Genomic DNA, 25,585 nt, shown 5'->3' with positions numbered 1-25,585 from the left:
CCGAGCCTCGCAAGATGCGCCGGGCGATAGCCTTTTCGGCTAAAATAGATAGGTTTTTCACCTACTTACAAGGCGTGCTCCGCTATTGTCCGGGCGCGCCTTTTTCGCTTGATCGGTACTGAATGGATCATATTCGTAACTTCTCGATCATTGCGCACATCGACCATGGCAAGTCGACGCTCGCGGATCGCATCATCCAGATCTGCGGTGGCTTGTCCGACCGCGAGATGGAAGCTCAAGTGCTCGACTCGATGGATCTCGAGCGTGAGCGCGGCATCACCATCAAGGCACAAACCGCCGCATTGACGTACAAGGCCCGTGACGGGCAGATCTACAACCTGAACATGATCGACACGCCGGGCCACGTCGACTTCTCGTACGAAGTCAGCCGCTCGCTGTCCGCATGCGAAGGCGCGTTGCTGGTCGTCGACGCAAGCCAGGGCGTGGAAGCGCAAACCGTCGCCAACTGCTATACGGCGATCGAACTCGGCGTCGACGTGATTCCGGTGCTGAACAAGATCGACCTGCCGGCCGCGAATCCCGAGAACGCAATCGAAGAAATCGAAGACGTGATCGGCATCGACGCAACCGACGCCACGCATTGCAGCGCGAAGACCGGGCTGGGCGTGGAAGACGTGCTCGAGGCGCTGATCGCCAAGGTGCCGCCGCCCAAGGGCGATCCGGAAGCGCCGCTGCAGGCGCTGATCATCGACTCGTGGTTCGACAACTACGTCGGCGTCGTGATGCTGGTGCGTATCGTCAACGGCACGCTGCGTCCGAAAGACAGGATCCGCATGATGGCGACCGGCGCGCAGTATCCGGTCGAGCATATCGGCGTATTCACGCCGAAGTCGAAGAACCTCGAATCGCTGTCCGCCGGGCAGGTGGGCTTCATCATTGCCGGCATCAAGGAACTGGCTGCTGCGAAGGTGGGCGACACCGTCACGCTGGTGAATCGTCCCGCTGCCGAGCCGTTGCCGGGCTTCAAGGAAGTGAAGCCGCAGGTGTTCGCCGGTCTCTATCCGGTCGAAGCGAACCAGTACGACGCGCTGCGCGACTCGCTGGAAAAGCTGAAGCTGAACGACGCCTCGCTGATGTACGAGCCGGAAGTGTCGCAGGCGCTCGGCTTCGGTTTCCGTTGCGGCTTTCTGGGTCTGCTGCACATGGAAATCGTGCAGGAACGTCTTGAGCGCGAGTTCGACATGGACCTGATCACCACGGCGCCGACCGTGGTGTACGAAGTTCTGCAGCGCGACGGCACGATCCTCATGGTCGAAAATCCGGCCAAGATGCCGGAGCCCTCGAAGATCGAAGAAGTGCGCGAGCCGATCGTCACGGTGAATCTGTATATGCCGCAAGACTACGTCGGCTCGGTGATCACGCTCTGTACGCAAAAGCGCGGCACCCAGATCAACATGCAGTACCACGGCCGCCAGGTCCAGTTGACGTACGAAATTCCGATGGGCGAAGTCGTGCTCGATTTCTTCGATCGTCTGAAGTCGATCTCGCGCGGCTACGCGTCGATGGATTACGAGTTCAAGGAATATCGTGCGGCAGACGTCGTGAAGGTCGACATGCTGATTAACGGCGACAAGGTGGATGCGTTGTCGGTGATCGTACACCGTTCGCAGAGCCAGTACCGCGGCCGCGAAGTGGCGTCGAAAATGCGTGAGCTGATTCCGCGCCAGATGTACGACGTCGCGATTCAGGCCACCATCGGTGCGAATATTATTGCGCGCGAGAACATTAAAGCGTTGCGTAAGAACGTGCTGGCAAAATGCTACGGCGGCGATATTAGCCGTAAGAAGAAACTGCTCGAGAAACAAAAGGCAGGCAAGAAGCGAATGAAGCAGGTCGGGTCCGTCGAGATTCCGCAAGAGGCTTTCCTCGCGATCCTGCGTGTCGAAGACAAATAAGACGAACAACGGAACCCTATGAATTTTGCGCTGATTCTTTTTGTGCTCGTCATTTTGACGGGCGTCGCATGGGTCGCAGACAAACTGATTTTCGTGCCGCAACGGCGGCGCGCGGCGGATGCGGTGGTTGCCGAGTTCGACCGCCAGCAGGCACGCGTCGGCGAGCGTTTCGCCGACGAAAACGCGGCGCAAACACGCGCCCGTCTGCGTGACGACAAGCTGCGTCAACCGTGGTGGCTCGAGTATTCGGCGAGCTTTTTCCCGGTGATTCTGGTGGTATTCGTGGTGCGCTCGTTTGTCGTCGAGCCGTTCAAGATTCCTTCGGGCTCGATGGTGCCGACGCTGCTGGTGGGCGACTTCATCCTCGTCAATAAATTCGACTACGGCATCCGTCTGCCGATCACCAACACGAAGATCACCGAAGGCCGTCCGCTCGAACGCGGCGACGTGGTGGTGTTCCGCTACCCGAAAGACGAATCCGTCGACTACATCAAGCGCGTGATCGGCCTGCCGGGCGACACCGTTGCTTATCAGGACAAGCAACTGACAATCAACGGCAAGCCGGTGCCGGAAACGGCGCTGCCTGATTATCTCGACGAAGAGCGCCTCGGCTACGCCAAGCAATTCGAAGAAGATCTCGATGGCCGCAAGAACGCGATTCTGAACAACCCGGCCGTGCCGCCGTTCATCGTCGGCGCGGAAGATTATCCGTATCGCGACAACTGCACGTACAACGCACGCGGCGTGATTTGTAAAGTGCCGCCGGGCAATTACTTCATGATGGGTGACAACCGCGATAACAGCGCGGATAGCCGCTACTGGGGTTTTGCGCCGGACAAGAATATCGTCGGTCGCGCGTTTTTCATCTGGATGAACTTCAGCAATCTGAAACGCATCGGCTCATTCCACTGAGCTCGCATGCATTGATTGCACGGCACGCGGCGGCAGTGGCCTACACCTGGGTCACTTCTGTCGCTGCGTGTTACCACGCTACTTTAAGAATCTGCGGTAACGTCGCTTCACTACGCTTTTTCCGCTGGCCGTCCCGCGTTTTCGCCGGGGCAGGCGCCCGCGTTATACTCTGCCCATGCCCCTATCTCCGTTGGAAAGCCGTTTGCGCTACGAATTTCGCAATGCGGAATTGTTGCGCCAGGCTTTAACGCACCGCAGTCATAGCTCCACGCATAACGAACGGCTCGAGTTCCTCGGCGACTCCGTTCTAAATTGCGCGGTGGCTGCGCTTTTGTTCCAACGTTTCGGCAAACTGGACGAAGGCGACCTGTCGCGCGTCCGCGCCAATCTGGTCAAACAGCAGTCGCTTTACGAAATCGCTCAGGCCCTGAATATTTCCGAAGGGCTGCGTCTCGGTGAGGGCGAACTGCGCAGCGGTGGCTTCCGCCGTCCGTCGATCCTGGCTGACACGCTCGAAGCGGTGCTGGGCGCGGTCTTCCTCGACGGTGGCTTCGATGCCGCCCAAACGGTGATCAAGCGCCTTTACGTGCCGATTCTCGATCACATCGACCCGCGCACGCTCGGCAAAGACGCCAAGACGCTGCTGCAGGAATATCTGCAGGGTCACAAGATCGCATTGCCGACGTACACGGTCGTTGCAACGCATGGTGCGGCGCACAATCAGCAATTTGAAGTCGAATGCACGGTGCCGAAGCTGGACGTCAAAGTGTCCGGTTCCGGCGCGAGCCGTCGTGCGGCCGAGCAGGCCGCGGCCAAGAAGGCGCTGGACGAAGTGATGGCCGCCGCGCCCGCCGTGGTCGCCAAGCCCAAACGTTCGAAAGGCGCCCGCGCGGCGAAAAATGCCGAGCAGGAGATCGTGCCTGGTGTGACCGGTGTACAGGCGGCACTCGATTTGCGCAGCCCGGATCGAAAGAGTGAGCGCGGAGCCGGGCGCGGTGAAGCCCGCACGGCGCCAGTGGCGGAGTCCGCCGCCGAACGGCCGACCCTGACTGCACCGTCCGCGCCGCTGGCCGTGATTCGCGCCGCGCACGTGGAATACAGCGGCCAGGACAAGTCAGAGCGCGCGGAGCGGGCGGAAAGAGCCGATAAGGCCGCTTCCCATACGAGCGACAAGTCTGCCGACAAAGCCGCGACGGACAAGCCAGCCGAAAAGCTGGACACCAGATCAGCCGAAGTCCGATCCGAAGGCGCGAAGCCTGCGGATGCCAAGGCCGCCGAAGCCAAACCGGAAGCCGCCGCCGTCCGCAGCGCCGACAAATTCCGCAGCCGTGAAGCCACACCCGGCGCAGCCGTGCCCACGCCTGGCGTGCCGGCACCTATCGAACACGAACCCGGCGTAGTCGACGCGGTGCAAACCCGCGTCGCCGATGCGGGCCATTGATTGCCACCGGCGCGCCGTTCTTCGCGCGTCGATCTGAACTTGCTGTAGCCCGAATATGAACGCTCCCACTCCCACTGGTTTTCGCTGCGGCATGGTCGCGATCGTCGGCCGCCCGAACGTCGGCAAGTCCACGCTGATGAATGCGCTGGTCGGCCAGAAAGTCAGTATCACGTCGCGCAAGGCGCAGACCACACGCCATCGCATCACCGGCATTCACACGTTTGAAGACGCGCAGTACATTTTCGTCGACACGCCGGGTTTCCAGACCAAACACAGCGGCGCGCTGAACCGTTCGCTCAACCGCGCGGTCACGTCCACGCTGAGTTCGGTCGACGCGATTCTGTTCGTGATCGAAGCCGGCCGCTTCGGCCCGGACGACCAGAAGGTGCTCGACCTGATCCCGCCGTCGGTGCCCACGCTGCTGATCGCGAACAAGCTGGATCGCGTGACGGATAAGGACTCGCTGTATCCGTTCATGCAGCAGGTGAGTGCACTGCGCCAGTTCAACGAGATCGTGCCGCTGTCGGCGAAAAATGAGGACGACATCAAGCGTTTGCTGGCGACCATCAAGCCGTTCCTGCCGGAAGGCGCACCGATCTACGGCGAAGACGACCTGACCGATCGCAGCGAGCGTTTTCTCGCCGCCGAAATCCTGCGCGAAAAAGTGTTCCGCTGGACGGGCGACGAACTGCCGTACACGAGCACCGTTCTGATTGACAAGTTCGAGACAGAAGGGCGTCTGCGCCGCATTTTCGCGACCATCCTGGTGGAGCGCGATACGCAGAAAGCCATGATCATCGGTCAGAAGGGCGCCAAGCTGAAGCAGATCAGCACCGAAGCGCGCCTCGACATGGAAAAGCTGTTCGACGGTCCGGTGTATCTGGAAACCTTCATCAAGGTGAAGAGCGGTTGGGCCGACAACGAAGCCGGACTCCGTGCGTATGGGTACGAATGACGCGTGGATGACGCTGAATTCCGACGCTGACCCGGACAACTCGGAGCCGGCAGCGCCGGCACGCGAGCCATCCAAACCCGCTCGCAGTACCAAAAAATCCTCATCGAGTGCCAAAAGCGCTCAGGCTGCTCAAGGTGGTGCTCAAGGCGCCGAAGGCGAGCCGCGCAAAGCGCCGGCGCGCCGCGCGCCGCGTACCTCCGCGTCCGATTACCGGATCGCGGAGCAGCCCGCTTTTGTCCTGCACAGCTATCCGTATCGTGAGACCAGTCTGATCATCGACGTGCTGTCGCGCGATCACGGCCGTCTCGCGCTCGTCGCGAAGGGCGCGAAACGTCCGCACTCCGCCTTGCGCGGCGTGCTGCAGACCTTCCAGCCGCTCGCGTTGTCGTGGTCCGGCAAATCCGAAGTGCGCACACTGACCGGCGCAGAGTGGGTCGGCGGCATGCTGCCTTTGGCGGGCGACTCGCTGCTCTGCGGTTTCTACGTCAACGAATTGCTGGTCAAATTCTGCGCGCGCGAAGACCCGCATCCGCAACTGTTCCATCACTACGTCGTCACGATGACGCGCCTCGCGCATGACGAGCCGCCGGTGCAGGTGCTGCGTTCGTTCGAACGCGTGCTGCTGCGCGAAACCGGTTATGCGATGGCGCTCGATCGCACCGTCGCGCGCAAAGCGGTGCAGGCCGAAGGCCGCTACGTGTTCGACCCGGAGCGCGGCGTGCGCGAAGCCTCCGACGATCTGCCCGCACAATGGCCGGTGATTGCCGGACAGACCTTGCTCGATATGGAAAAGGACGATTACCATCGAGCGCAGACGGTGGCGCAAAGCAAAACGCTGATGCGCTTTCTGCTCAATACCTACCTTGGCGGCACGCCGCTCGCGACGCGCCAGATACTGATCGACTTGCAGAACTTATGAGCTTCTTTCTTACGTCGCCGAATGTGATTGACCTGGGCGTGAATATCGATCACGTCGCCACGCTGCGCAACGCGCGCGGCACGTCTTACCCCGATCCGATCCGCGCCGCGTTGATGGCCGAAGAGGCCGGCGCCGACGTGATCACGCTGCATCTGCGTGAGGACCGCCGCCATATCGTCGATGCCGACGTGCGCAAGCTGCGGCCGCTGTTGAAAACGCGCATGAATCTGGAATGCGCGGTTACGCAGGAGATGCTCGATATCGCGTGTGAAGTGCAGCCGCACGACGTTTGTCTCGTGCCGGAAAAGCGCCAGGAACTGACGACTGAAGGCGGTCTCGACGTCGCCGGCCAGTTCGAAGCCGTGCGCGCCGCATGCAAGCAACTCGCCGACGCGAACTCGCGTGTGTCGCTCTTCATCGATCCGGACGAAACGCAAATCCGCGCCGCGCACGAAGCGGGCGCACCGGTGATCGAACTGCACACGGGCCGCTATGCCGAAGCGCATGATCCCGCCGAACAACAGCGCGAATATGAGCGCGTGGTGCGTGCCGTCGAATTCGGCACAACGCTCGGCATCAAGGTCAATGCAGGTCACGGCCTGCACTACACCAACGTTCAGCAGATCGCCGCGATCGAAGGCATTGTCGAATTGAATATCGGCCACGCGATCGTCGCGCATGCGATCTTCGCCGGCTGGGACAACGCGGTGCGCGAGATGAAGGCGATCATGGTCGCTGCCCGTCTCGGCGCAAGCGCGTAACGCCGCGGCGCCGAACATGACGATCTACGGCATCGGCACGGACATCGTTCAGGTCAGCCGCGTGGCTGCGGTCATGACGCGCACCAACGGCCGTTTCGCCGAGAAAGTGCTCGGTCCGGACGAACTGCGCATTTATCACGCGCGCCACGCGCGTTCGGCGGTGCGTGGACTCGCATTTCTTGCCACGCGGTTCTCGGCTAAAGAAGCCTTCTCGAAAGCGATCGGCCTCGGCATGCGCTGGCCGATGACCTGGCGCGCGCTGCAAACGCTCAACAAACCGAGCGGCGAGCCGATGGTGGTTGCGTCGGGCGAACTGGCCGAATGGCTCACGGCGCGCGGCATCACGGCGCGCGTGACGATCAGCGACGAACACGATTACGCCGTGTCGTTCGTGATCGCCGAAACAGGGGTGGGGGCGCGAGAACCGGACGTTCCCCACGCGCCTGCCAGCAACGAATAAAAAATATCTTGAACGCGGCGCACGTCGGTCGTGTCTCTCTTTGCCTCAAGCTTTTTTCTAGCGGAATTCGATGAAACTCACTCCCGGACCGGTCATGCTCGACGTCGTCGGCAAAACGCTGAACGACGACGATAAACGCCGCCTTGCCCATCCGATGACTGGCGGCGTGATTCTGTTCACGCGCCATTACGAAAGCCGCGATCAATTGATCGCGCTGACCGATTCGATCCGCGCGATCCGCGACGATCTGCTGATTGCGGTCGACCACGAAGGCGGCCGCGTGCAGCGGTTTCGCACCGACGGCTTCACGGTGCTGCCGGCAATGGGCAAGCTCGGCACGCTGTGGGATAGCGACGTGTTGCACGCCACCAAGGTGACCACTGCGGTCGGCTATATTCTCGCGACCGAATTGCGCGCGTGCGGCATCGATATGAGTTTTACGCCGGTGCTCGATCTGAATTACGGTCAGTCGCAGGTGATCGGCGATCGCTCGTTCCATCGCGATCCGCGCGTCGTGACCTTGCTGGCGAAGAGCCTCAATCACGGCCTCGCGTTGGCCGGCATGAGCAATTGCGGCAAACATTTTCCCGGACACGGCTTCGCGCAAGCAGACTCCCACGTTGCGATGCCGGTGGACGACCGTTCGCTCGACGAGATCCTGCGCGAGGACGCGGCGCCGTATGACTGGCTCGATGTGTCGCTCGGAGCCGTGCTGCCCGCCCATGTGGTTTATCCGCAGGTCGATTCGAAGCCGGCGGGTTTCTCGCGTGTCTGGCTGCAGGACATCCTGCGCAAGAAATTGCGTTTCGAAGGCGCGGTTTTCAGCGACGATCTTTCGATGGAAGCCGCGCGCCAGGGCGGCACGCTGACGGAAGGCGCGACCGCCGCGCTGCAGGCCGGCTGCGACATGGTGCTGATCTGCAATCAGCCGGACGAAGCGGAGAAAGTGCTGGACGCGCTGCGCTTCACGCCGTCGAAAGAATCGCAGCAACGGCTTAAGCGCATGCGGCCGCGCGGCAAGGCGCTCAAATGGAGCAAGCTGGTCGCCGAGCCGCAGTATCTGCAAGCGCAAACTTTGTTGCGCAGTGCGTTTGCGTGAGCTACCGGTAGCAACCGCTTGCGGACGATAGCAACCGGCAGAGAGCGGAGCTAAAACTCAAGCGTTTGCATCGATCAAAGAAAACGGCGCCTTTTTCAGAAGGCGCCGTTTTTCCATTCAAGCCCGGCCAGCCGCGAAGCCGGCCTCGCGCGGTCAGTTCAACCGCATCCGTTGCAGCTTGTTGTACAGCGTCTTCGGACTGATACCCAGCAGCGACGCCGCGCGATGACGCGTGCCGCCGACCGCATCCAGCGTCGCGCGGATCAGCATTTCCTCGACGTCCGCGAGTGGCGTGCCGACGGTGACCTGCACGCGGCTGCCGTTCAGATCGCGCCCGTTCACCGAGCCCGCTTCGTCGGCGCGCAGCGATTCCAGCACGTCGCCCGACGCGTGATATGCCCGGCGCACGCGGTCCTGCAATTCGCGCACATTGCCCGGCCACTCGTACGAAAGACACTCGCGCAGGAAATTCGGCCCGACCTGCTTGGTGACTTCCGCGGTGCCGCGTCCAATCGCTTCGTGATTCAACTCGTCGACAACCGCCTGCGCGATCAGCGCCGGATCCTCGCCGCGCTCGCGCAATGGCGGCAACGTGATGGCGGCCGCTTCGAGACGCAGCGCGAGGTCCTCGTGCAGGCTGCCGTCGGCTACCGCTGCACGGGGGTTTTTGCGTGTCGAGGCAATCAACCGGAAGTCGGTCACCACCTGATTCGTGCCGCCGACCCGCATGAAGGTCTGCGAGTCGAGCGCGCGCAGCAGCGCTTCCTGTTGGGCGCGCGGCAGTTCGGCGATTTCGTCGATGAACAGTGTGCCGCCGCTGACCTGCTCGAACAGGCCCGGCTCGCGTTGCTCGGCACCGCCGAACGCGCCGCGCTCGTGGCCGAACAGCAGGCTGTCGAGCGAGCGATGTGCCGCGGCGCTGCCGGCCATCCGGCAGTCGAATGTAACGAACGGTCCTTTGCGGCGCCGGCTCATGTCGTGCAGCGTGCGCGCGGCGAGCTGCTTGCCGGTGCCGGCTTCGCCGGAAATCAGCACGGCGGCTTCGGTCGGCGCGATATGTTCGATCGTGTCGTACACATGCTGGATCGCACCGCTGCGGCCCAGCAAGGAGCCGAAGCGACCGAGTTGACGCAGCGACGCGCGCAACGTCTGGACTTCTTCGGTCAGCTCGTACGGGCGCGGAATCCGGGCGAGCAGGCTGCGCAAACGCGGGATATTGACCGGTTTGAGCAGGTAGTCCCAGATGCCGTGCCGCAGACCCTCGATCGCGCTCTCCACCGTCGCGTTGCCGGTCATCACGATCACGGGCAAAGCGCCGCCGGGCGGATGCGCAGGCAGGTGCTGCAACACATCGAGCCCGCTGCCGTCCGGCAGATTCAGGTCGACCAGCACGACATCGGGGATGAAGCGCGTCAATGCCGCCCGGGCCTCGGCGATGGTGGTCGCGGTGTCGACGGAGAAGCCGTCGGCAGCAAGGATGGCGGACAGGCCTGACAGGCTATTGGGATCGTCTTCAACAATCAGGGCGTGTGGCATGGCGAGCGCTATTTTTTGGATGGATGGAATGCCTGGTACGCCGCGCCGATACGCTGGCGCGCGACACGGGCGCAATGGCTGGCCGGTACTGCCGGTCGAATGCCATGCCGCGCGGGCTGCGTTTGCCACGGCGGCGGGACAGCCGCGGGCCAATTGGCATGGGCGCGGCGCAGAGGGCGATTCGACTCACGTAGTTCTGGTCCTTTGTTTTCAGTGAATGCCCGCCCTGACGCGATGCGACGTGTGGACGGAACACCTGTATTTCCTTCATTCGACCGGTCAGAAATCCCGGTTGCCGTCGAAGAAATGTCTTACCTCGAGTTCCGCTTGCTCGCGGGTCTTACCGTATCGTTCCTGGATCAGCCCAGTCAGTTTGCTGACGCGGCCTTCTGCTTTAGCCCGCTGGTCGTCCGTCAATCCACCCGGCGCCGTCCTGGCCTTACCGATTATTTGTTTCCACTTGCCTTCAGCGATGTCGTTATTCATGCCGCATCTCCGGAGTTGAGGAAATAAAAGCCTTACCGGCCCTTATCCATGAGAAGCATGGACTGTGCCAAAGTTAATTACTTAAGCTTATCAATGGTTTGTTCGATGCAAGGCGGGGAGAGACGGGTCGCTGACAGGCATTTTTGAGAAAACTACCGGTAAAGTTTTCCTCAACCATACACGGCGTCGCAAAAAAGAAAAAGCGCCCAAAGTGGGCGCTTTTTTTTTGCCATTTTTTTCACTGCGCTGGATTTGCTCCCGCGCAGGCTGCAGGCGCTTAGGCGCGGCTGCGGTACTCGTGGGTACGCGTGTCGATTTCGATCTTGTCGCCGATGTTGCAAAAGAGCGGCACTTGCAGTTCGAAACCGGTGGTCAGCTTGGCGTTCTTCAGCACCTTGCCCGACGACGTATCGCCCTTGACTGCCGGTTCCGTGTAGATGATTTCACGGACCAGCGTGGTCGGCAGTTCGACCGAGATGGCTTTCTCGTTGTAGAACACGACTTCGCAAGCCATGCCGTCTTCGAGGTAATGAAGGGCGTCGCCCATCATTTCGCCTTCGACTTCGAACTGGTTGTAGTCGGCGTCCATGAACACGTACATCGGGTCAGCGAAGTACGAGTACGTGACTTCCTTGCGTTCCAGCACGACGACGTCGAACTTGTCGTCTGCCTTGTACACGCTTTCCATGCCTGCGCCGGTCAGCAGGTTCTTGAACTTCATCTTGACGACGGCGGAGTTGCGGCCCGATTTGTTGTATTCGGCCTTTTGCACGACCATCGCGTCTGCGCCGATCATTACTACGTTGCCGGTGCGGAGTTCCTGTGCGGTCTTCATAAAACTATCCTGTACGAAATAAGTAGCTTCAACTTTTGCTCAACGGCATACGGCGCAAGCGGCTTCGCTACGCCTCGCATTACGTGCGGCACGGCGCGCCTTGGAGGCGGCACCTGTGCCGGGAGCAGTGCGTGGCGCGTGGCCGGCTGGCCGCGGTGATTCGCGGCGAAGTTGCAAACCTGCAACTCCTGCAATCCGTTACCTGCTTTTTACCCGGTGCGGGCGTGTACACGAGTGGCACCGATCGACAAGGTGCGCCCCTTTTTTGACATTTGTCGGATGAACTTCCCAGGGGCAACTCGCTGCGATCGGGCCGCGCTTGCGTCGTCGGCCGTTGGATAACCGCTTATTTTAACTGACTTTTTGCGAACAAGGCCAGATTTCCGGCGAGGTCGCCCACCTTGGCCAGTTCGCCGGCCCATTCGGCCGCGCGTTGCTTCAGCGCTGCGCGGTGGCGCTGGAATTCCGCCCAGTCCGGCCGGCCCGCACCGTTCCATGCGTGCCAGAAGCGCGCGAGGGCGTCTCGCGCGTCGGCGGGCAGGGTGCGGCCGTAGTGAGCGAGCGCGGCGTCGAGCTTGGGCAGATGGGCGTCGTCGGCTTGGGGGTAGATGTGCCAGACGAAGGGTTTGGCGGCCCATTGGGCGCGCACGAACGAATCTTCGCCGCGCACGAAATTGATGTCGCTGGCCCACAGCAGCGCGTCGTAGCCGGGTTGCTCCGTAAAGGCGAGCGCGTGAACGCGGAGGCCGCCGAGCTCGGCGTGCGAACCGGCGGCGAACGAAGGCAGGCCGAAAAAGCGCGCCACCGCGCCCGAAATACGGCCTTCCGGCACCAGCAGAACGACCGGCTCGGCGCTGTCGCGCCATTGTTCGAGCAGGCTTTCGACGGCGGGGTTTTCGTAGGCGAACAGCGAGATGACCGTGGCCGTGGCGGGCGGCGGAGCGTGGCCAGTGGCTTCCTGCCACCACGCTTCACGCGCGGCTTGCGACGCCTCGAAAGCCGCGCGCGCGGCGTCGAGATTCCGTTCCTTCAGCACACCGCCCGTGCCGGGGCCGAGTCCGGGGAAAAAGAAGGTCTTGGTGAGCGGATAGCGGGGATGCGGCGACGGTCGCAGATGGAAATCCGCGACCCAGTCTTCGGCGCTCAGATATTCGAGGTTGAGCCAGACCGGCGTGCGCTCGCGCCGCGCCATCGCCGCGACGTAGACCGGCGGCAACTCGCAGGCGAATGCCTCGATCACGACGTCGGCCACTTCGAGTGTGTCGCCCGCGTGGGCCGGCTCGTGCCAGTGCTCGATGACGATGCCGCCAACCGTCTGACGCGCGCGATCCAGCGCCAGCGACGGGCACAGCTTCTGGAACGCATGCAGATCGTCGACGAACACACGCACCTGCCAGCCGTGCTCGCTCGCCAGTTGCCGCGCGAGACGCCAGCACACGCCGATGTCGCCGAAATTGTCGATTACCGCGCAAAAGATATCGCAGGCGATGGCCGTTGGCGCGGCGGCAGCTTGTTCGGCAGGAGGCGTAGCGGAGGACATGGTGGCGTGAGTCGCAGAGTAGGACGGGTGGCGTGACTGGATTCTGCAGAGCCTTGCCGGCGGGCGAGGCCATCAGGTTCTGCCGCCAGCTTGCATCGATGCATCACGCCATTCGATGCAGCAGGGTTCGAACCCACGCGGAATGCTCTAAACTGGCGATTCTAAAGCACTCATCCGCGGTTTCGCGCTTAAGTGGCCATTCAGCGCGCGGCACGCAGGCAGAGGCTTCGCGACACTGTTCCAGCCAACCGATTCTGCATGACCGAACCCGAAGCAACCGACGTTTTCGAGCCGAAAAAAGTGCTCGCCCAATTGCCGCATCTGCCCGGCGTCTATCGCTATTACGATACGCAGGGCACGGTGCTTTACGTGGGCAAGGCGCGCGATCTCAAGAAGCGTGTCTCGAGCTACTTCACGAAGACGCAACTCTCGCCGCGCATCGCGATGATGGTGACGCGCATTGCGCGCGTCGAGACGACCGTCACGCGTTCCGAGGCTGAAGCGCTGCTGCTCGAAAACAATCTGATCAAGGCACTGGCGCCGCGTTACAACATTCTGTTTCGCGACGACAAGTCGTATCCCTATCTCAAGCTGACCGGCCACAAGTTTCCGCGCATGGCGTATTACCGCGGCTCGGTGGATCGCAAGAATCAGTACTTCGGCCCGTTCCCGAGTGCGTGGGCGGTGCGCGAGAGCATCCAGATCCTGCAGCGCGTGTTCCAGTTGCGCACCTGCGAAGACTCCGTGTTCAACAACCGCACGCGGCCGTGTCTGCTGCATCAGATCGGCCGCTGCACGGCGCCGTGTGTCGCGGCGATTAGCGAGGAGGATTACGCGCGCGATGTCGCGAACGCGTCGCGCTTTCTGCTCGGCCGGCAGGGCGAGGTGATGAAGGAGCTCGAGCAGAAAATGCACGCGTTTGCGAGCGAGTTGAAGTTCGAGCAGGCTGCGGCGGTGCGCAATCAGATGAGTTCGCTGTCGACGGTGCTGCATCAGCAGGCGATCGAAGTCGGCGGCGATAGCGATGTGGATATTCTCGCGGTCGTCGCACTCGGCGGGCGTGTGTGCGTGAATCTCGCGATGGTGCGCGGTGGCCGGCATCTGGGCGACAAGGCTTATTTCCCGACGCATGTGGAAAGCGCGTTGACGGTCGGCGAGGGTGGGCTCGAAGACGGTGGAGACGATGAGCTGCTGGCCGATGCAGCGACAGGTGCGGGCCTGATATCTGACGAGGCTGCAACCAACGCATCGTCCGATGCGGCTGATGCGCTCGCCATCGCTGAGGAGATGCCGTTCGAAGAGGAAGATGACGAGGCAGACGCTGCCGTCGAGGCCGAAGCGGATGATGTTGCCGAGTCCGAGTCCGAGTCCGAGTCCGAGTCCGAGTCCGAGTCCGAGTCCGAGTCCGAGTCCGACGTCGAGCCTTTGGCGCCACGCAAAGGCCGTGCAACCGTCGGCGGCATTGAATCCGAAGTACTGGAAGCGTTTATCGCGCAGCACTACATCGGCAATCGCGTCCCGCCGGTGCTCGTGGTCAGCCACGCGCCGTCCACACGCGAGCTGGTCGATGTGCTGATCGAGCAGGCCGGCCACAAGGTGACCGTGCTGCGCCAGCCGCAAGGTCAACGGCGCGCATGGCTCGCGATGGCCGAGCAGAACGCGCGGCTCGCACTCGCGCGTCTGCTCTCGGAACAGGGCTCGCAGCAGGCCCGCACACGCGCGCTCACCGACACGCTCGGCATGGAGTGCGACGACCTCGCGCATCTGCGTATCGAGTGCTTCGACATCAGTCATACGATGGGCGAGGCGACGCAGGCGTCGTGCGTCGTGTATCACCATCACAAGATGCAGTCGTCCGAATATCGTCGGTACAACATCACCGGCATCACCCCGGGCGACGACTACGCGGCCATGCGCCAGGTGCTCACGCGGCGCTACGAGAAGATGGTCGCGCAAGCGGCTGCGAACGCCGCGGACGAAGCCGCGGAATTGCAAACCGACGCGGTCGCGGACTCCTCGCTCGCGCCGGATTCCGCGGAACCGGCGGCGGCCGGCGGCATTCTGCCGACCATCGTGTTGATCGACGGCGGCAAGGGCCAGGTTGAAATCGCGCGCCAGGTGTTCACCGAACTGGGTCTCGATACCGGCATGCTGGTCGGCGTCGCGAAGGGCGAGGGACGCAAGGTCGGCCTCGAAACCTTGATTTTCGCCGACGGCCGCGCGGCGCTCGAACTCGGCAAGGAAAGCGCGGCGCTGATGCTGGTCGCGCAGATCCGCGATGAGGCGCACCGTTTCGCCATCACCGGCATGCGCGCGAAGCGCGGCAAGACGCGTCAGACCTCGCGGCTCGAAGAACTCGAAGGGGTGGGCGCGAAGCGGCGTCAGCGGTTATTGGCGCGCTTCGGCGGGCTGCGTGGGGTGGTCGCGGCAAGCGTCGAGGATCTGGCAAGTGTCGAAGGGATTTCGCAGGCACTTGCCGAGCAGATCTACCGGCAGTTGCATTGATCGCGGTACCCGTGTCAGACCCCCGCGCGCCGCTTTGCTTGTGGCAGGCCCTGTGACACGGCACAATTGCATCTCCCTTGCCAGACGCTGCGCCTGCCCATGCCGTTTAATTTCCCGATTTTCCTGACCTGGCTGCGGATCGTCCTGATTCCGCTCGTCGTCGGCGTGTTTTATTTGCCCGACATGATGATGAGCCCGGCGCACCGCAATCTGGCGGCCGCGACGATTTTCATTCTGGCCGCGCTCACCGACTGGTTCGACGGCTTTCTGGCCCGAAAATGGGATCAGACCTCGGCGTTCGGCGCGTTTCTCGATCCGGTCGCCGACAAGCTGATGGTGACCGCAGCGTTGCTGGTGCTCGTGCAGCTCGCGCGAATCGATTCGGCGATTGCGCTGGTGATCGTCGGCCGCGAGATTGCAATCTCGGCGCTGCGCGAATGGATGGCGCAGATCGGCGCATCGAAGAGCGTCGCGGTGAATTCGCTCGGCAAGTTCAAGACCGTGTGCCAGATGGTCGCGATTCCGATGCTGCTGTTCTACGGGCCGTTGCCGTTCGGCGGCGGCGTTTATGTCGATACGCGTGTCTGGGGCCTGTGGCTGATCTATCTGGCTGCGTTCCTCACGATCTGGTCGATGCTCTATTACATGAAACTCGCGTGGCCACAGATCCGCGAGCGGGGCGGCGTTGCCTGATTGGAAAACGATTGAAGCGCAACGCCGGGCGATCGAAGCGTGTCTGAACGTCTGCGACGCATGAGTGAAATCTTTTCAGTTAAAGACATTCGCAAAAGGGGTTGACACGTTTCAGTCGTTTCTCCATAATCTCGTTTCTCCGATGCACGCAGTTTGAAGCGCCGGTGGCAGTAAGAGTGTAGTTGCAGTAACAAGGCAGCAGTTAGCAGGGCAAAAGCAGCACAATGCGGGAGTAGCTCAGTTGGTAGAGCGCAACCTTGCCAAGGTTGAGGTCGCGAGTTCGAGCCTCGTCTCCCGCTCCAAATTTTGAAGCAACGCGTTGTTTGGCGAAGTAAAAGTGCAAGGCGTTGTGAAGTAGGGCAATGCGGGAGTAGCTCAGTTGGTAGAGCGCAACCTTGCCAAGGTTGAGGTCGCGAGTTCGAGCCTCGTCTCCCGCTCCATACATAAGGGGAAGCAACGCTTCCCTTTTTGTTTGGTGGGCCGGTCCTTACGGTAGCCCACCAGACAAATCTGAGAATCTGCAGCTAGGTTCCAGTCCGCTTGCGGCGCGATAGCAAAGCGGTTATGCAGCGGCCTGCAAAGCCGTTTAGGCCGGTTCGACTCCGGCTCGCGCCTCCAGTAGTTGATGTAAAGAAAAGCCCCGACTTGTCGGGGCTTTTCTTTTTTCGGCGGCATGATCGCTGATATCGACTGGGCGGGTTTCAGCCCGACGTGACGCATTCCAGCGCGTAGGCCTTCGGAGTCATCCAGGCATCTGACGCGGCGGGCAGACGATCGCGCCTACCCGCTCCCGCTCCCGCCATCGCCACCGCCACCGCCCTCGACTCAAAAAGCAATCGCTGACTTGATCGATTGAAGTGCCGCGCTGTTCAGAAAGTAGTAGTTGTCTTGCGGCGTTCCGCCGCCAAGCGGCGCTAGCTGCAACGTCGTACCGTCCTTGATCACATAGCCTGCGTAGATTCCGCCGTTGTTCTGGTAGTAGACCCGGTAATCGGTCGTCACCCCGCCGAGTGCCGCGTTGGCCACCCATGCACGCATGCCGGCCAACGTTACGATCTGGCCATCGCTGAGCTGATAGGTCTTGCCGTCTGTCGTGCTTGCGTATGGAAAGAAATTTTCAAGCGTCGAAATCGTGGCGGAGCAAGGTGTCGGATTGGTCCCCGTTGTGGCGGGTGCGGCGCAGTCGTATGTGAATGCTTCGTCGCCGACTGTGTGCCGCACGACCTTGACGTAGGCTGCGCCCGTTTGCCAACTGGCCTGCAGGTTGTACAGCGATTGCCCGTTGAGCGTGTTCGTGAGAAGGCCAATGGCATTATTTGCAAAGAGCTCGGCGGGTGAGGCAGAAATCAGACCCGATAACGGCACGACGCTGTAACTGGTGCCAAGTAACGTGCGGACCACTGTTTTACCGTCCGAGGCCAGATAGTCTTCCTGGACATTCGCTCCCGAGTAGCTGATCCGAACTTGCGGCGGAAACGCGGTGCTATAGACCGCGCCATTGACGAGCAAGCGCGATACCGTGAATGCCGGAACCTTCAGCGTGGACGACACAGACGTGTACGTTACAGTCAGCGGCTGTGTCCCGGCCGCGGCGCTTTGCGCGATGCTCGAGTCGTCGGTATAGAAGACGCTGTTCGGGCTGACCGACAGCGCGCCGGTCGACGATGCGTTAATCGACAGGCTGCCGCTCAGATAATGCATGCCGCCGTTTGACGCGAGTGCGAAACTTTCGTAGCTCTTTTGCGCGTCGCTCAGACTCGAACTGTTTGCTGTCGATCCCGAACTACCCGACGAGCCTTCCCCGCATGCGGATAAAAGAAGCGCCGCGCCCGTGGCCAGAATGGTTTGTTTATTTACTAATCGTCTTTTATATACTTTCATTTTTGATTTTTTATCTTTCAATTTTATTCTAATGATTTTTTAAAAGCCCCGAATGAAGCATTGATCGCTGGCAGTTCGATGCCGATCATGTAAAGTATCTCACGTTGCTTCGCATATTCGGAAACATCGTTAGATATACGATACATGGTTTTCGATTTTTCCAGGGTGCGAAAGCACGGGGCAGGGCAAACCCGCTGTTAATACAACATTCGACCAATGAAAAAAATCATAACTGCTGCTGTGCTGTTTACTGTTGGGTTGCCACTGCTGGCGATCGCGCAATCGGCACCGCCGCCCGCTATTAAAGGCGGAGATTCGTGGACCTACGTCAATACCTTTGAGAAAGCGCCTTCAACGTGGCGTCAGTCGCACGACGAAGTGACGGTCTTGCGCGTAACGCCTTCCCACATTTACTACACATCGAAGCAGTCGGGATCGACCCAGGCGCCGAACGAGGTGGTTGTGGGCGCCGACTGGAGCCGCGAACGGAACGTAAATGGCACGGAAGTGGTCGTCAATCGGCCGTTCCTTTTCCCGCTATCGCCGGGGAAAACCTGGAATCTGGACTATACGGAACTGCATCCGAACAAGGCCTTCGCTTCGCAGAAGTGGAGCAGCCAGTATCGGGTGGTGGGCATTGAAGCCGTCGAGGTCCCGGCGGGAAAATTCCAGGCAATTAAAGTCGAGGCGGAAGGCCAATGGGTTGCGCAGATCGAGCCGACCCAGACCGTCACTCAAGCTGTGCAGACGCAGCAGGGCGATACTGCCATGAGCACTCACGTACAGAAAATAGGCCCCGTCCAGTTGACCGGTCGCACTTATAAAGCGTTCTGGTATGTGCCTGAGATTGGCCGCTGGGTGAAGTCAGTGGAGGAATATTACGGCAGTAATGGTGTGCGAAACGAGCGTTATACGGGCGAGCTGGAGTCGTTCAAAAGAAGCACGGAGTAATTGGACTGCGCTCGATTAAACTGTCAGCTTTGCTGCGCGAAAAAAAGCCCCGAACACCGGGGCTTTTTTCTAATCCTTGTTTATTGCGAAACTGATCAGGCATGCGCATCCCGAACCTGGAACGCCGCTCCTTCTACTTGCGCCTGATTTACGCGCTATGCCTTTGTGGCGCCACCTGGACACATCTGCAAGTGGCTCTCGTTCACGGGCTCTCGTGGGACTACGGCGGTGCGGCGCCGCTGACGCGAATCTACTGGACGTCACTGCTCTTCATCGATCCGTTGACCGCGCTGTTGCTGCTCGTTGCGCCCGGCGTAGGACTGATTCTCTGCGTCGCCGTCATCGCGACAGACGTAGGGCACAATTCGTGGTTCGCGCTGCATCATCCGATCCGCCTCGACCTGTATCTTTCGCAGATCGTCTTTCTGCTGTTTGTCGCGTTCACGGTGCGGACCGCCTGGCGTGGCGCCACGAGACGGTCTGCCGCGCTGCGCGCCGTCGATTGAATTTGCCCGATTGCCTCTTTGCGCAATTGCCTGTCCACACGAGGCTGCATGTACCTACAACTCACCGGCACCAACGTTCGTCTGCTTGGCTCGATGCATCTGTTTCCCGCGACGAGCCGTAGAACGCCGCCGTGGATCGCCGACGCGTACGACTGGGCCGAATCGCTGGTCTTCGAATCTGATCCGCCGACAATCCTGCCGTTTCTGAAGACCCACCCGCTGGGCGGCGCCAACCCGTTGCAAACCTTGCTTTCCGCCGATGTCTGGAACCGGCTGCAGGCGGTGTGGCCCGCGGAGGGCCCGTTGGCGCCACTCGTCGATCTGCGTCCGTGGGCCGCGCTGATCGTCGCGCCGACGCTGTTTCAGCAGGTCGTCGAAGGTGTCGAGCCGCGCATGCTGCGTTCGGCGTTGACGCAAGCCAAACCGTACCAGTATCTCGAGACCGCGCAGGACGTGGCGGCGTTGCTCGAATCGATTCCGCTCGACGCGGTTAGCACCGCGCTCGCCATGCTGATGTCCGATCTCGACGAGCCGCAGCGTACGCTGGAGCGGATGCACGCTGCCTGGCTGAATGGCGATCTGCCGGCCGTGCACCAGATCGCCGTCGAGTCGCCGATGTTCAACCTGCCCGGCATCCGCCACGCCGTTCTCGACGCCCGCAATCGTGCGTGGGCAGCGCGCGTGACGGAATTGCTCGGGCGACCGGAACGGACGCTGGTAGTGGTGGGCGCGCTGCATTTGTGCGGGCCCGGCAACCTGATCGAATGTCTCGCACAGCCGGTCGAGCCGGTATTTGGCCCGGCATAGCCTAAGGCCGCCACGCGCGGCATAATTCCGCATTGCCGCCGCCCATTAAGGCGCGCCTCTTGTGAAGACTTTCCATGACTGAATCGCAGCAAACCGCAACCACGCGACTGGCGCAACTCGAATGGCGCTGGAAAGCGTTCGACGACCTCACGACCGCCGAAGTCTATGCGATGCTGGCCGCGCGCAGCGCGGTGTTCGTCGTCGAGCAGAACTGTGTGTATGGCGATATCGACGGACTGGATTCAGATGCCTGGCACCTGTTCGCCTTTGGTTCCGGCGACGTCTCCAGCAACAAGCGTGCGCCGCTCGCAGGTTATCTGCGCGTGCTGCTACCCGACGCTGACGACACCGATATCCGCATCGGCCGCGTACTGACAACGGCGGAATTCCGCGGCATCGGCCTCGGCAACGCGATGCTCGAGCGCTCGCTTACGCATATCCGCACGCAGTGGCCCGGCACGCCGATTCGTTTGCATGCGCAGGCGCATCTGCAAGGCTTCTACGGCGCGTTCGGCTTTACGCCGGTGTCGGAGATTCACGAAGAGGACGGCATCCCGCACGTGTGGATGCGTTCGGCTTAAGCCACGTGGCAACCGGGCTCGGCGCGTGCGCGCCGACCGGCTTCAAACGCCGCAACTTCAATCTTCGATCTTCAATCGATTCGAAATTTTCAGCGGTGGCCGCTCGCAGGCGCTGACGCGGTATGCGCCAAGCCTGGCGTCGTTTTTGCGCGCCGCTCGTTGCGCAGACGTCCGCGTGCCGACAGCCGCATCCAGTGACGCAACGCCACTAGCGCGCCGATCACGCTCATCATCGAGCCCGGAATCCACAGCAGCAAGCCGCCGATCTGCTGATCGCGCATCGGGCTCAGCCATGTGAAGGCGCGGCCACAGATCGAGTAGATCGGATACAGCTCATGCGGCGTAAAGAAGATAAACGCGCCGAGCATGATCTGCGGCGGAATCGCGGCGATCACCACCAGCACGCGCTTGCCGGGCGACAAACGCGCCGGCGGCGCGGGCCGCGGATCGAGCACGAGCCACCAGAAGAGCAGGCCGTCGATCACCATGCTCCAGTTCATCACGCGATAAAGCCGCCAGTCAAGCATCGCCACGAAATGGATCGGCGACATCAACCAGAAGTAGATCAGTCCGACGAACAGCGTGACGGCAACCACCGGATGCATCACCACGTCGAGCAGCTTGCGTATCACCGGGGTTTCCAGCGCAGGCCGCACGAAGCGCTGCCGCCAGCTAAAGGGAATGCCCGCGCGCAACGCGGCACCCGGATAGGAAAGCGCGATAAAGAACGGCCCGAGGTGATGCAGCACCAGATGCTGCAAGCGATGCATGAAAAACTCATGCTCGAAGAAATAATCGAGCCGCGTATGCAGCGCGACATACAACGCGACCAGCCCGAACCAGAAGGAAATGCGCCGGAGAATCGACACCTTCGCCTTGTGCGCGCCGCGCACGAAAAGGATCGCCGGCACGAGCAAGGCGATCACGACGGTCGGCGAAAACTCCCAGGGGTCGAGCCAGTAGAGCAGGTTCATCGCAGGACGTTACTTGGTCTGGGCGGGCGACTTGACGGCGAACGGCGTATCGAGCGTTTCCCCGTCGGAGAACTTCAACGTGAGATGCACGGTATCGCCCGGCGCGATCTTGTGCTTCGCGTCTTCGAGCATCACGTGATAGCCGCCTGGCGCAATCGCCACCTGGCCGTGCGCCGGCACCGTCAGTTTGTCGACCATCACCATCTTTTGCGTGGAGCCGTTCGACACGGTTTGATGCAGCATGGCGTCGCCGTAATCGTTGCTGGAAATATCCACGAGGTCGACCGGTTTGTCGCTCGCGTTCACCAGCGTCACGTAGCCGGCGGCGGGCAGGTTGTTCGGCAACCAGCGTACCCACGCGTCCTTGACGCTAATCGCCTGAGCGCCGGCGGCGTTCGCGGCCGAGGCAAAACCGAGCGAGAGGGCGAGGGTGCAGCTCAGTGCAGCGAGAGTTTTGATCTTGATCGACATGGATGAACTCAGGAAAGGTCAGGAACGGTCGTCAACGATACGGCGCAGGTCTTGTGCGATCGCATCGGGGGTGTCGTGGTCGGTGGCGAGCAGGCGCGCATGGCCTTGCTGGTCGAACACGTAGACGGCCGAGCTATGGGTGACTTCGTAGTTGCCGTTGGGGTCGCGCTTTTCCATCTGATAGGCAACCCGATAACGTTTGGCGAGCGACTCGATCTGCCAGTCGGTGCCGGTCAGGCCTTCGGCGTGTTGCGAGTCGAAGGCGCCGACGTAGTCGTGCAAGGCTTTGGGCGTGTCGCGTGCGGGGTCGACCGTGATGAACAGAATGCGCACTTTTTGCGCATCCGGGCCGAGTTTGCCGATTACCTGCATCAGGCGGCCCATCGTTTCAGGGCAGACGTCCGGACAATGCGTGTAGCCAAAGTAGACGAGCGAGGTGCGGCCTTTAAACGAATCGCCGCTTACGGCGCGGCCGTCGTCGCCGGTCAGTGTGAATTCGAGATCCGGCAAGTGGCCGGTCACGTCGGTCAGTTGAAACGGCTCGGCGCGATGCGTGCAGCCGGTTAGGGCCCCGAGCGCGCCCGCCACGACGGTCAGCGCGAACAGGCGTCCGGGCCACGCGCGGCGTGGCGTTACGAGGTTCGGCGGCGGGTGGCGGGACGAGAGGATGGGGAACAAAGCAGGGTTCAATGACTCGATTGAATAGCGGCGCGTGTGGCTGCGCTGAATGGACGAGGCGTGGTTCGTGCAAAGCGCGCAGCCCGTCATAGTGTTCAAATAGGGACGCCGCTGCAATGGTCTGCGTGGCTGCGACTGTATCGCAAAATGTTCGATGACGTCGTGCAGCGCCCGCGGGCGCACGGTTTGCGAGTCAATTTGACGCAGGCGACTGAAAGCTGGCTGAAGCCGGATTGTTCTCTTTTTGAACGCAATCGCGAGTGGCATCGGCCGGGCCGCCCGGCCAGGCTTGTGTCCTGGCTTACTTTCTCGAAAAATTGACGGATGCGCGGTAAGATGCGCACACTTTTCCGGCCGCAGAAGGCTGAAAGGCGAAATTAACCGATGCAAGCACTTCCGGCTGTTCTGTCTCCAGGTGAGACGGCATTTTTCTTCGACTTCGACGGTACGCTCGTCGAACTCGCGCCCACGCCGGACGGCGTGCTGGTGCATCCGCGCGTGAGCGAGTTGCTGAGCGAGTTGCGCATACTCACGAACGGTGCGGTCGCGATCGTGTCGGGCCGCGGCATCGACAGCATCGACGGTTTTCTCGGCATGCCCGATCTGCCGATCGCCGGTCTGCATGGAGCCGAGCGGCGCGATGCGAATGGCGACACGCAGCGTATCGGTTTTCACGACGAGCGCCTGCTGCGCATGGAGCAGGTGCTCGCGCAGGTTGTCAACGAACATCCCGGCATGCTGCTCGAAATCAAGGGCGCGGCGCTGGCGCTGCATTACCGCAACGCGCCCGACCGCGAGCCGGTGGCGCGCGAAGCGACCGAGCGGCTGGTGGCCGATTATCCCGGCTCGTATGTGTTGCAGCCGGGCAAGATGGTCTACGAAATCAAGCCGAAGGATGTCGACAAGGGCCGCGCGATGCGCGCGTTCCTGGACGAGCCGCCGTTCGTCGGCCGCAAGCCGGTGTTTGCGGGCGACGATCTGACCGACGAGAAAGGCTTTGCCGTCGTCAACGAGCGTGGCGGCCTGTCGATCAAGGTGGGCGCGGGCGATACGATGGCGCATACGCGCGTCGACTCGGTAACGGCGCTGCTCGACTGGCTGGAATCGATTGTCGCGGCGGCGCGCGGAGCGTGATGGCCGAGCCGTATCGTTCAACGTACATGACTTACTGCATCGGGAACCGCGCTTCATGAGCCGACTGATCATCGTATCGAACCGGGTCGCACCTATTTCGGAAGGCGGCCCGGCGGCGGGCGGCCTCGCGGTCGGCGTGTACGACGCGCTGAAGGAAACCGGCGGCATGTGGTTCGGCTGGAGCGGCGACGTGCTCAGCTCGGGCCAACCGCAGATCAAGGTCGAAGAGCGCGGGCCGGTGACCTTCGCGACCATCGCGCTGATGCGCCGCGACTACGACCAGTATTACCGCGGTTTCTCGAACGCCACGCTGTGGCCCGCGTTCCACTATCGCGCCGATCTGCTGCAGTACGACCGGCACGACTTCGAAGGCTATTGCCGCGTCAATGCGTGGCTCGCGCAGCAACTCGTGCCGCTATTGCGCGAAGACGACGTGATCTGGGTCCACGACTATCACCTGATTCCGTTCGCTCAGGCGCTACGGGCGGCCGGCGTGAAAAATCGCATTGGCTTCTTTCTGCATATTCCGTTTCCGGCTTCGCAGGTGTTGCTGGCCGTGCCGCCTCATCGCGAACTGGTTGAGGCACTGTGCTCGTTCGATCTGCTCGGTTTTCAGACCGCGCCGGATTTGCGGGCGTTCTGCGACTACGTCGTCAACGAGGCGAACGGCACGGTCGACGCGTCGGTCAGCGGCCCGTTGACCGTCCATGCTTTCGGCCGCACCTTGCGCGCGGCGGCTTATCCGATCGGCGTCTATCCGGACGAAATCGCCGAGCTGGCGAAAGCGGGCGAGCGCGGCAAGCCGGTGCGCACCATGAAGACGGCGCTGCATTCGCGCAAGCTGATCATGAGCGTGGACCGCCTCGATTATTCGAAGGGGCTGGTCGAGCGTTTTCGTGCGTTCGAGCGCTTGCTGGAACATTTCACCGCGCAACGCAACAAGGTGTCGTTCCTGCAAATCGCGCCGCCGACGCGTGCCGACATGCACGCCTATCAGGACATCCGTTTGCAGCTCGAAGGAGAGTCGGGGCGTATCAACGGCCGCTTCGCCGAGCTGGACTGGACGCCGATTCTCTATATCCACAAGCAGTACGAGCGCTCGGTGCTCGCCGCGCTGTTTCGTACGGCGCATGTCGGCTACGTCACGCCGTTGCGCGACGGCATGAACCTCGTCGCCAAGGAGTATGTGTCGGCGCAGGATCCGGACAACCCCGGCGTGCTCGTGTTGTCACGCTTTGCCGGCGCCGCGCAGGAACTGGACGGCGCGTTGATCGTGAATCCGGTCGACATCGACGGCATGGCCGAGGCGCTGGCCAATGCGCTGGAGATGCCGCTGGCGGAGCGTCAGGCGCGTTATCGCGACATGATGGTGCAGTTGCGCGAGAACAATGTGTCGGTGTGGCGCGATAACTTCATGCGCGATCTGCAGAGCGCCGCTGAGGCCAGGAGCCCCCGAACGGTGAAGGTGCGTGCCGGGTCGAGCAAGAAAGCCGCGCGCGAAACCCTGGCCGGGTAGGCGGTTATTCAGGCTCAGGCCCGGGTTT

The 25,585-nt window shown here is 61.7% G+C and carries 24 protein-coding genes and 3 tRNA genes; 19 read left to right on the top strand and 8 right to left on the bottom strand.

Translation table 11 applies throughout. The features are described 5' to 3' along the window. Positions 1-122: 122 nt before the first annotated feature. The 8 genes from lepA to nagZ all read left to right on the top strand — a co-directional run bounded on the left by lepA (position 123) and on the right by nagZ (position 8,463). Entirely contained in the window at positions 123-1,916 is a 1,794-nt protein-coding gene (lepA, locus tag ACOSV0_RS14820; protein WP_434106911.1) for a translation elongation factor 4, read from the top strand. A gap of 18 nt (positions 1,917-1,934) precedes the next feature. Further along, entirely contained in the window at positions 1,935-2,828 is an 894-nt protein-coding gene (gene lepB, locus ACOSV0_RS14815; RefSeq protein ID WP_434106910.1) for a signal peptidase I, read from the top strand. A 175-nt stretch (positions 2,829-3,003) separates the two neighbouring features. Further along, positions 3,004-4,269 (top strand): ribonuclease III, encoded by a 1,266-nt coding sequence (gene rnc, locus ACOSV0_RS14810; RefSeq protein WP_434106909.1) that lies wholly within the window; start codon positions 3,004-3,006, stop codon positions 4,267-4,269. A gap of 55 nt (positions 4,270-4,324) precedes the next feature. Next, positions 4,325-5,224 (top strand): GTPase Era, encoded by a 900-nt coding sequence (gene era, locus ACOSV0_RS14805; protein WP_434106908.1) that lies wholly within the window; start codon positions 4,325-4,327, stop codon positions 5,222-5,224. Continuing rightward, positions 5,211-6,143, top strand: coding sequence for a DNA repair protein RecO (gene recO / locus ACOSV0_RS14800; protein ID WP_434106907.1), 933 nt, complete (start codon positions 5,211-5,213; stop codon positions 6,141-6,143). Before era ends, recO begins: the two co-directional genes overlap by 14 nt. Further along, positions 6,140-6,904 (top strand): pyridoxine 5'-phosphate synthase, encoded by a 765-nt coding sequence (pdxJ, locus tag ACOSV0_RS14795; RefSeq protein WP_434106906.1) that lies wholly within the window; start codon positions 6,140-6,142, stop codon positions 6,902-6,904. The genes recO and pdxJ overlap by 4 nt, the downstream gene beginning before the upstream one ends. A 16-nt stretch (positions 6,905-6,920) precedes the next feature. Beyond that, positions 6,921-7,364, top strand: coding sequence for a holo-ACP synthase (gene acpS / locus ACOSV0_RS14790; RefSeq protein ID WP_434106905.1), 444 nt, complete (start codon positions 6,921-6,923; stop codon positions 7,362-7,364). Between the two features lie 70 nt (positions 7,365-7,434). Continuing rightward, positions 7,435-8,463, top strand: coding sequence for a beta-N-acetylhexosaminidase (gene nagZ / locus ACOSV0_RS14785; RefSeq protein WP_434106904.1), 1,029 nt, complete (start codon positions 7,435-7,437; stop codon positions 8,461-8,463). Positions 8,464-8,616: 153 nt separating this feature from the next. On the opposite strand, the gene ACOSV0_RS14780 is transcribed toward nagZ, so the two are convergent. The 4 genes from ACOSV0_RS14780 to earP form a co-directional block, all read right to left on the bottom strand. Continuing rightward, positions 8,617-9,999 carry a sigma-54-dependent transcriptional regulator gene (locus ACOSV0_RS14780; protein WP_434106903.1) on the bottom strand — a complete coding sequence of 461 codons (1,383 nt, stop codon included), beginning with the start codon at positions 9,997-9,999 and terminating at the stop codon, positions 8,617-8,619. A gap of 279 nt (positions 10,000-10,278) precedes the next feature. Further along, positions 10,279-10,485, bottom strand: a complete 207-nt coding sequence (locus tag ACOSV0_RS14775; protein WP_434106901.1) for a CsbD family protein — start codon at positions 10,483-10,485, stop codon at positions 10,279-10,281. Between the two features lie 277 nt (positions 10,486-10,762). Then, positions 10,763-11,320 (bottom strand): elongation factor P, encoded by a 558-nt coding sequence (efp, locus tag ACOSV0_RS14770; RefSeq protein ID WP_074764902.1) that lies wholly within the window; start codon positions 11,318-11,320, stop codon positions 10,763-10,765. 346 nt (positions 11,321-11,666) lie between these two features. Beyond that, positions 11,667-12,860: an elongation factor P maturation arginine rhamnosyltransferase EarP gene (gene earP, locus ACOSV0_RS14765; RefSeq protein WP_434106900.1), complete on the bottom strand. Its 1,194-nt coding sequence runs from the start codon at positions 12,858-12,860 to the stop codon at positions 11,667-11,669. Between the two features lie 258 nt (positions 12,861-13,118). Here earP and uvrC point away from each other — a divergent pair, with 258 nt between their 5' ends. The 5 genes from uvrC to ACOSV0_RS14740 all read left to right on the top strand — a co-directional run bounded on the left by uvrC (position 13,119) and on the right by ACOSV0_RS14740 (position 16,676). Beyond that, positions 13,119-15,365, top strand: coding sequence for an excinuclease ABC subunit UvrC (gene uvrC / locus ACOSV0_RS14760; RefSeq protein ID WP_434106899.1), 2,247 nt, complete (start codon positions 13,119-13,121; stop codon positions 15,363-15,365). 99 nt (positions 15,366-15,464) lie between these two features. Continuing rightward, entirely contained in the window at positions 15,465-16,058 is a 594-nt protein-coding gene (gene pgsA / locus ACOSV0_RS14755; RefSeq protein WP_434106897.1) for a CDP-diacylglycerol--glycerol-3-phosphate 3-phosphatidyltransferase, read from the top strand. A gap of 226 nt (positions 16,059-16,284) precedes the next feature. Next, positions 16,285-16,360 (top strand) — tRNA-Gly (locus ACOSV0_RS14750). A 62-nt stretch (positions 16,361-16,422) separates the two neighbouring features. Then, positions 16,423-16,498: transfer RNA gene (locus tag ACOSV0_RS14745), tRNA-Gly, on the top strand. 104 nt (positions 16,499-16,602) lie between these two features. Further along, positions 16,603-16,676 (top strand) — tRNA-Cys (locus ACOSV0_RS14740). A 207-nt stretch (positions 16,677-16,883) separates the two neighbouring features. Here the strand turns inward: ACOSV0_RS14740 and ACOSV0_RS14735 are convergent. Further along, positions 16,884-17,759: a hypothetical protein gene (locus tag ACOSV0_RS14735; RefSeq protein ID WP_434106895.1), complete on the bottom strand. Its 876-nt coding sequence runs from the start codon at positions 17,757-17,759 to the stop codon at positions 16,884-16,886. Positions 17,760-18,155: 396 nt separating this feature from the next. Here ACOSV0_RS14735 and ACOSV0_RS14730 point away from each other — a divergent pair, with 396 nt between their 5' ends. The 4 genes from ACOSV0_RS14730 to ACOSV0_RS14715 all read left to right on the top strand — a co-directional run bounded on the left by ACOSV0_RS14730 (position 18,156) and on the right by ACOSV0_RS14715 (position 20,784). Continuing rightward, a complete protein-coding gene (locus tag ACOSV0_RS14730) occupies positions 18,156-18,890 on the top strand; it encodes a hypothetical protein (protein ID WP_434106893.1) in 735 nt (244 codons plus the stop codon). 191 nt (positions 18,891-19,081) lie between these two features. Then, positions 19,082-19,396: a hypothetical protein gene (locus ACOSV0_RS14725; protein WP_434106892.1), complete on the top strand. Its 315-nt coding sequence runs from the start codon at positions 19,082-19,084 to the stop codon at positions 19,394-19,396. 48 nt (positions 19,397-19,444) lie between these two features. Next, the gene (locus tag ACOSV0_RS14720; RefSeq protein WP_434106890.1) at positions 19,445-20,203 is read left to right on the top strand and encodes a TraB/GumN family protein; all 759 of its coding nucleotides are present in this window, start codon (positions 19,445-19,447) and stop codon (positions 20,201-20,203) included. A 74-nt stretch (positions 20,204-20,277) separates the two neighbouring features. Beyond that, positions 20,278-20,784, top strand: a complete 507-nt coding sequence (locus ACOSV0_RS14715; RefSeq protein WP_434106889.1) for a GNAT family N-acetyltransferase — start codon at positions 20,278-20,280, stop codon at positions 20,782-20,784. A gap of 89 nt (positions 20,785-20,873) precedes the next feature. Here ACOSV0_RS14715 and ACOSV0_RS14710 read toward each other — a convergent pair whose 3' ends face one another. Genes ACOSV0_RS14710 through ACOSV0_RS14700 form a run of 3 tightly spaced genes read right to left on the bottom strand, consistent with a single transcriptional unit; the run spans position 20,874 to position 22,907 of the window. Next, the gene (locus ACOSV0_RS14710) at positions 20,874-21,758 is read right to left on the bottom strand and encodes a cytochrome c oxidase assembly protein (RefSeq protein ID WP_434106888.1); all 885 of its coding nucleotides are present in this window, start codon (positions 21,756-21,758) and stop codon (positions 20,874-20,876) included. 9 nt (positions 21,759-21,767) lie between these two features. After that, positions 21,768-22,229 (bottom strand): copper chaperone PCu(A)C, encoded by a 462-nt coding sequence (locus tag ACOSV0_RS14705; protein ID WP_434106887.1) that lies wholly within the window; start codon positions 22,227-22,229, stop codon positions 21,768-21,770. Between the two features lie 18 nt (positions 22,230-22,247). After that, a complete protein-coding gene (locus ACOSV0_RS14700) occupies positions 22,248-22,907 on the bottom strand; it encodes an SCO family protein (RefSeq protein ID WP_434106886.1) in 660 nt (219 codons plus the stop codon). Between the two features lie 384 nt (positions 22,908-23,291). On the opposite strand from ACOSV0_RS14700, the gene otsB reads away from it, so the two are divergent. Together otsB and otsA are read left to right on the top strand one after the other, a co-directional pair. Further along, complete coding sequence (otsB, locus tag ACOSV0_RS14695) at positions 23,292-24,041, top strand: trehalose-phosphatase (RefSeq protein WP_434106885.1); 750 nt, start codon at positions 23,292-23,294, stop codon at positions 24,039-24,041. Positions 24,042-24,096: 55 nt separating this feature from the next. Beyond that, complete coding sequence (otsA, locus tag ACOSV0_RS14690) at positions 24,097-25,557, top strand: alpha,alpha-trehalose-phosphate synthase (UDP-forming) (RefSeq protein WP_434106884.1); 1,461 nt, start codon at positions 24,097-24,099, stop codon at positions 25,555-25,557. Positions 25,558-25,585: the final 28 nt, after the last annotated feature.

It is taken from the genome of Paraburkholderia caffeinilytica (genome assembly GCF_051027425.1).
GTDB lineage: Bacteria > Pseudomonadota > Gammaproteobacteria > Burkholderiales > Burkholderiaceae > Paraburkholderia > Paraburkholderia caffeinilytica_A.
This window is presented reverse-complemented; position numbering and strand designations above follow the sequence as displayed.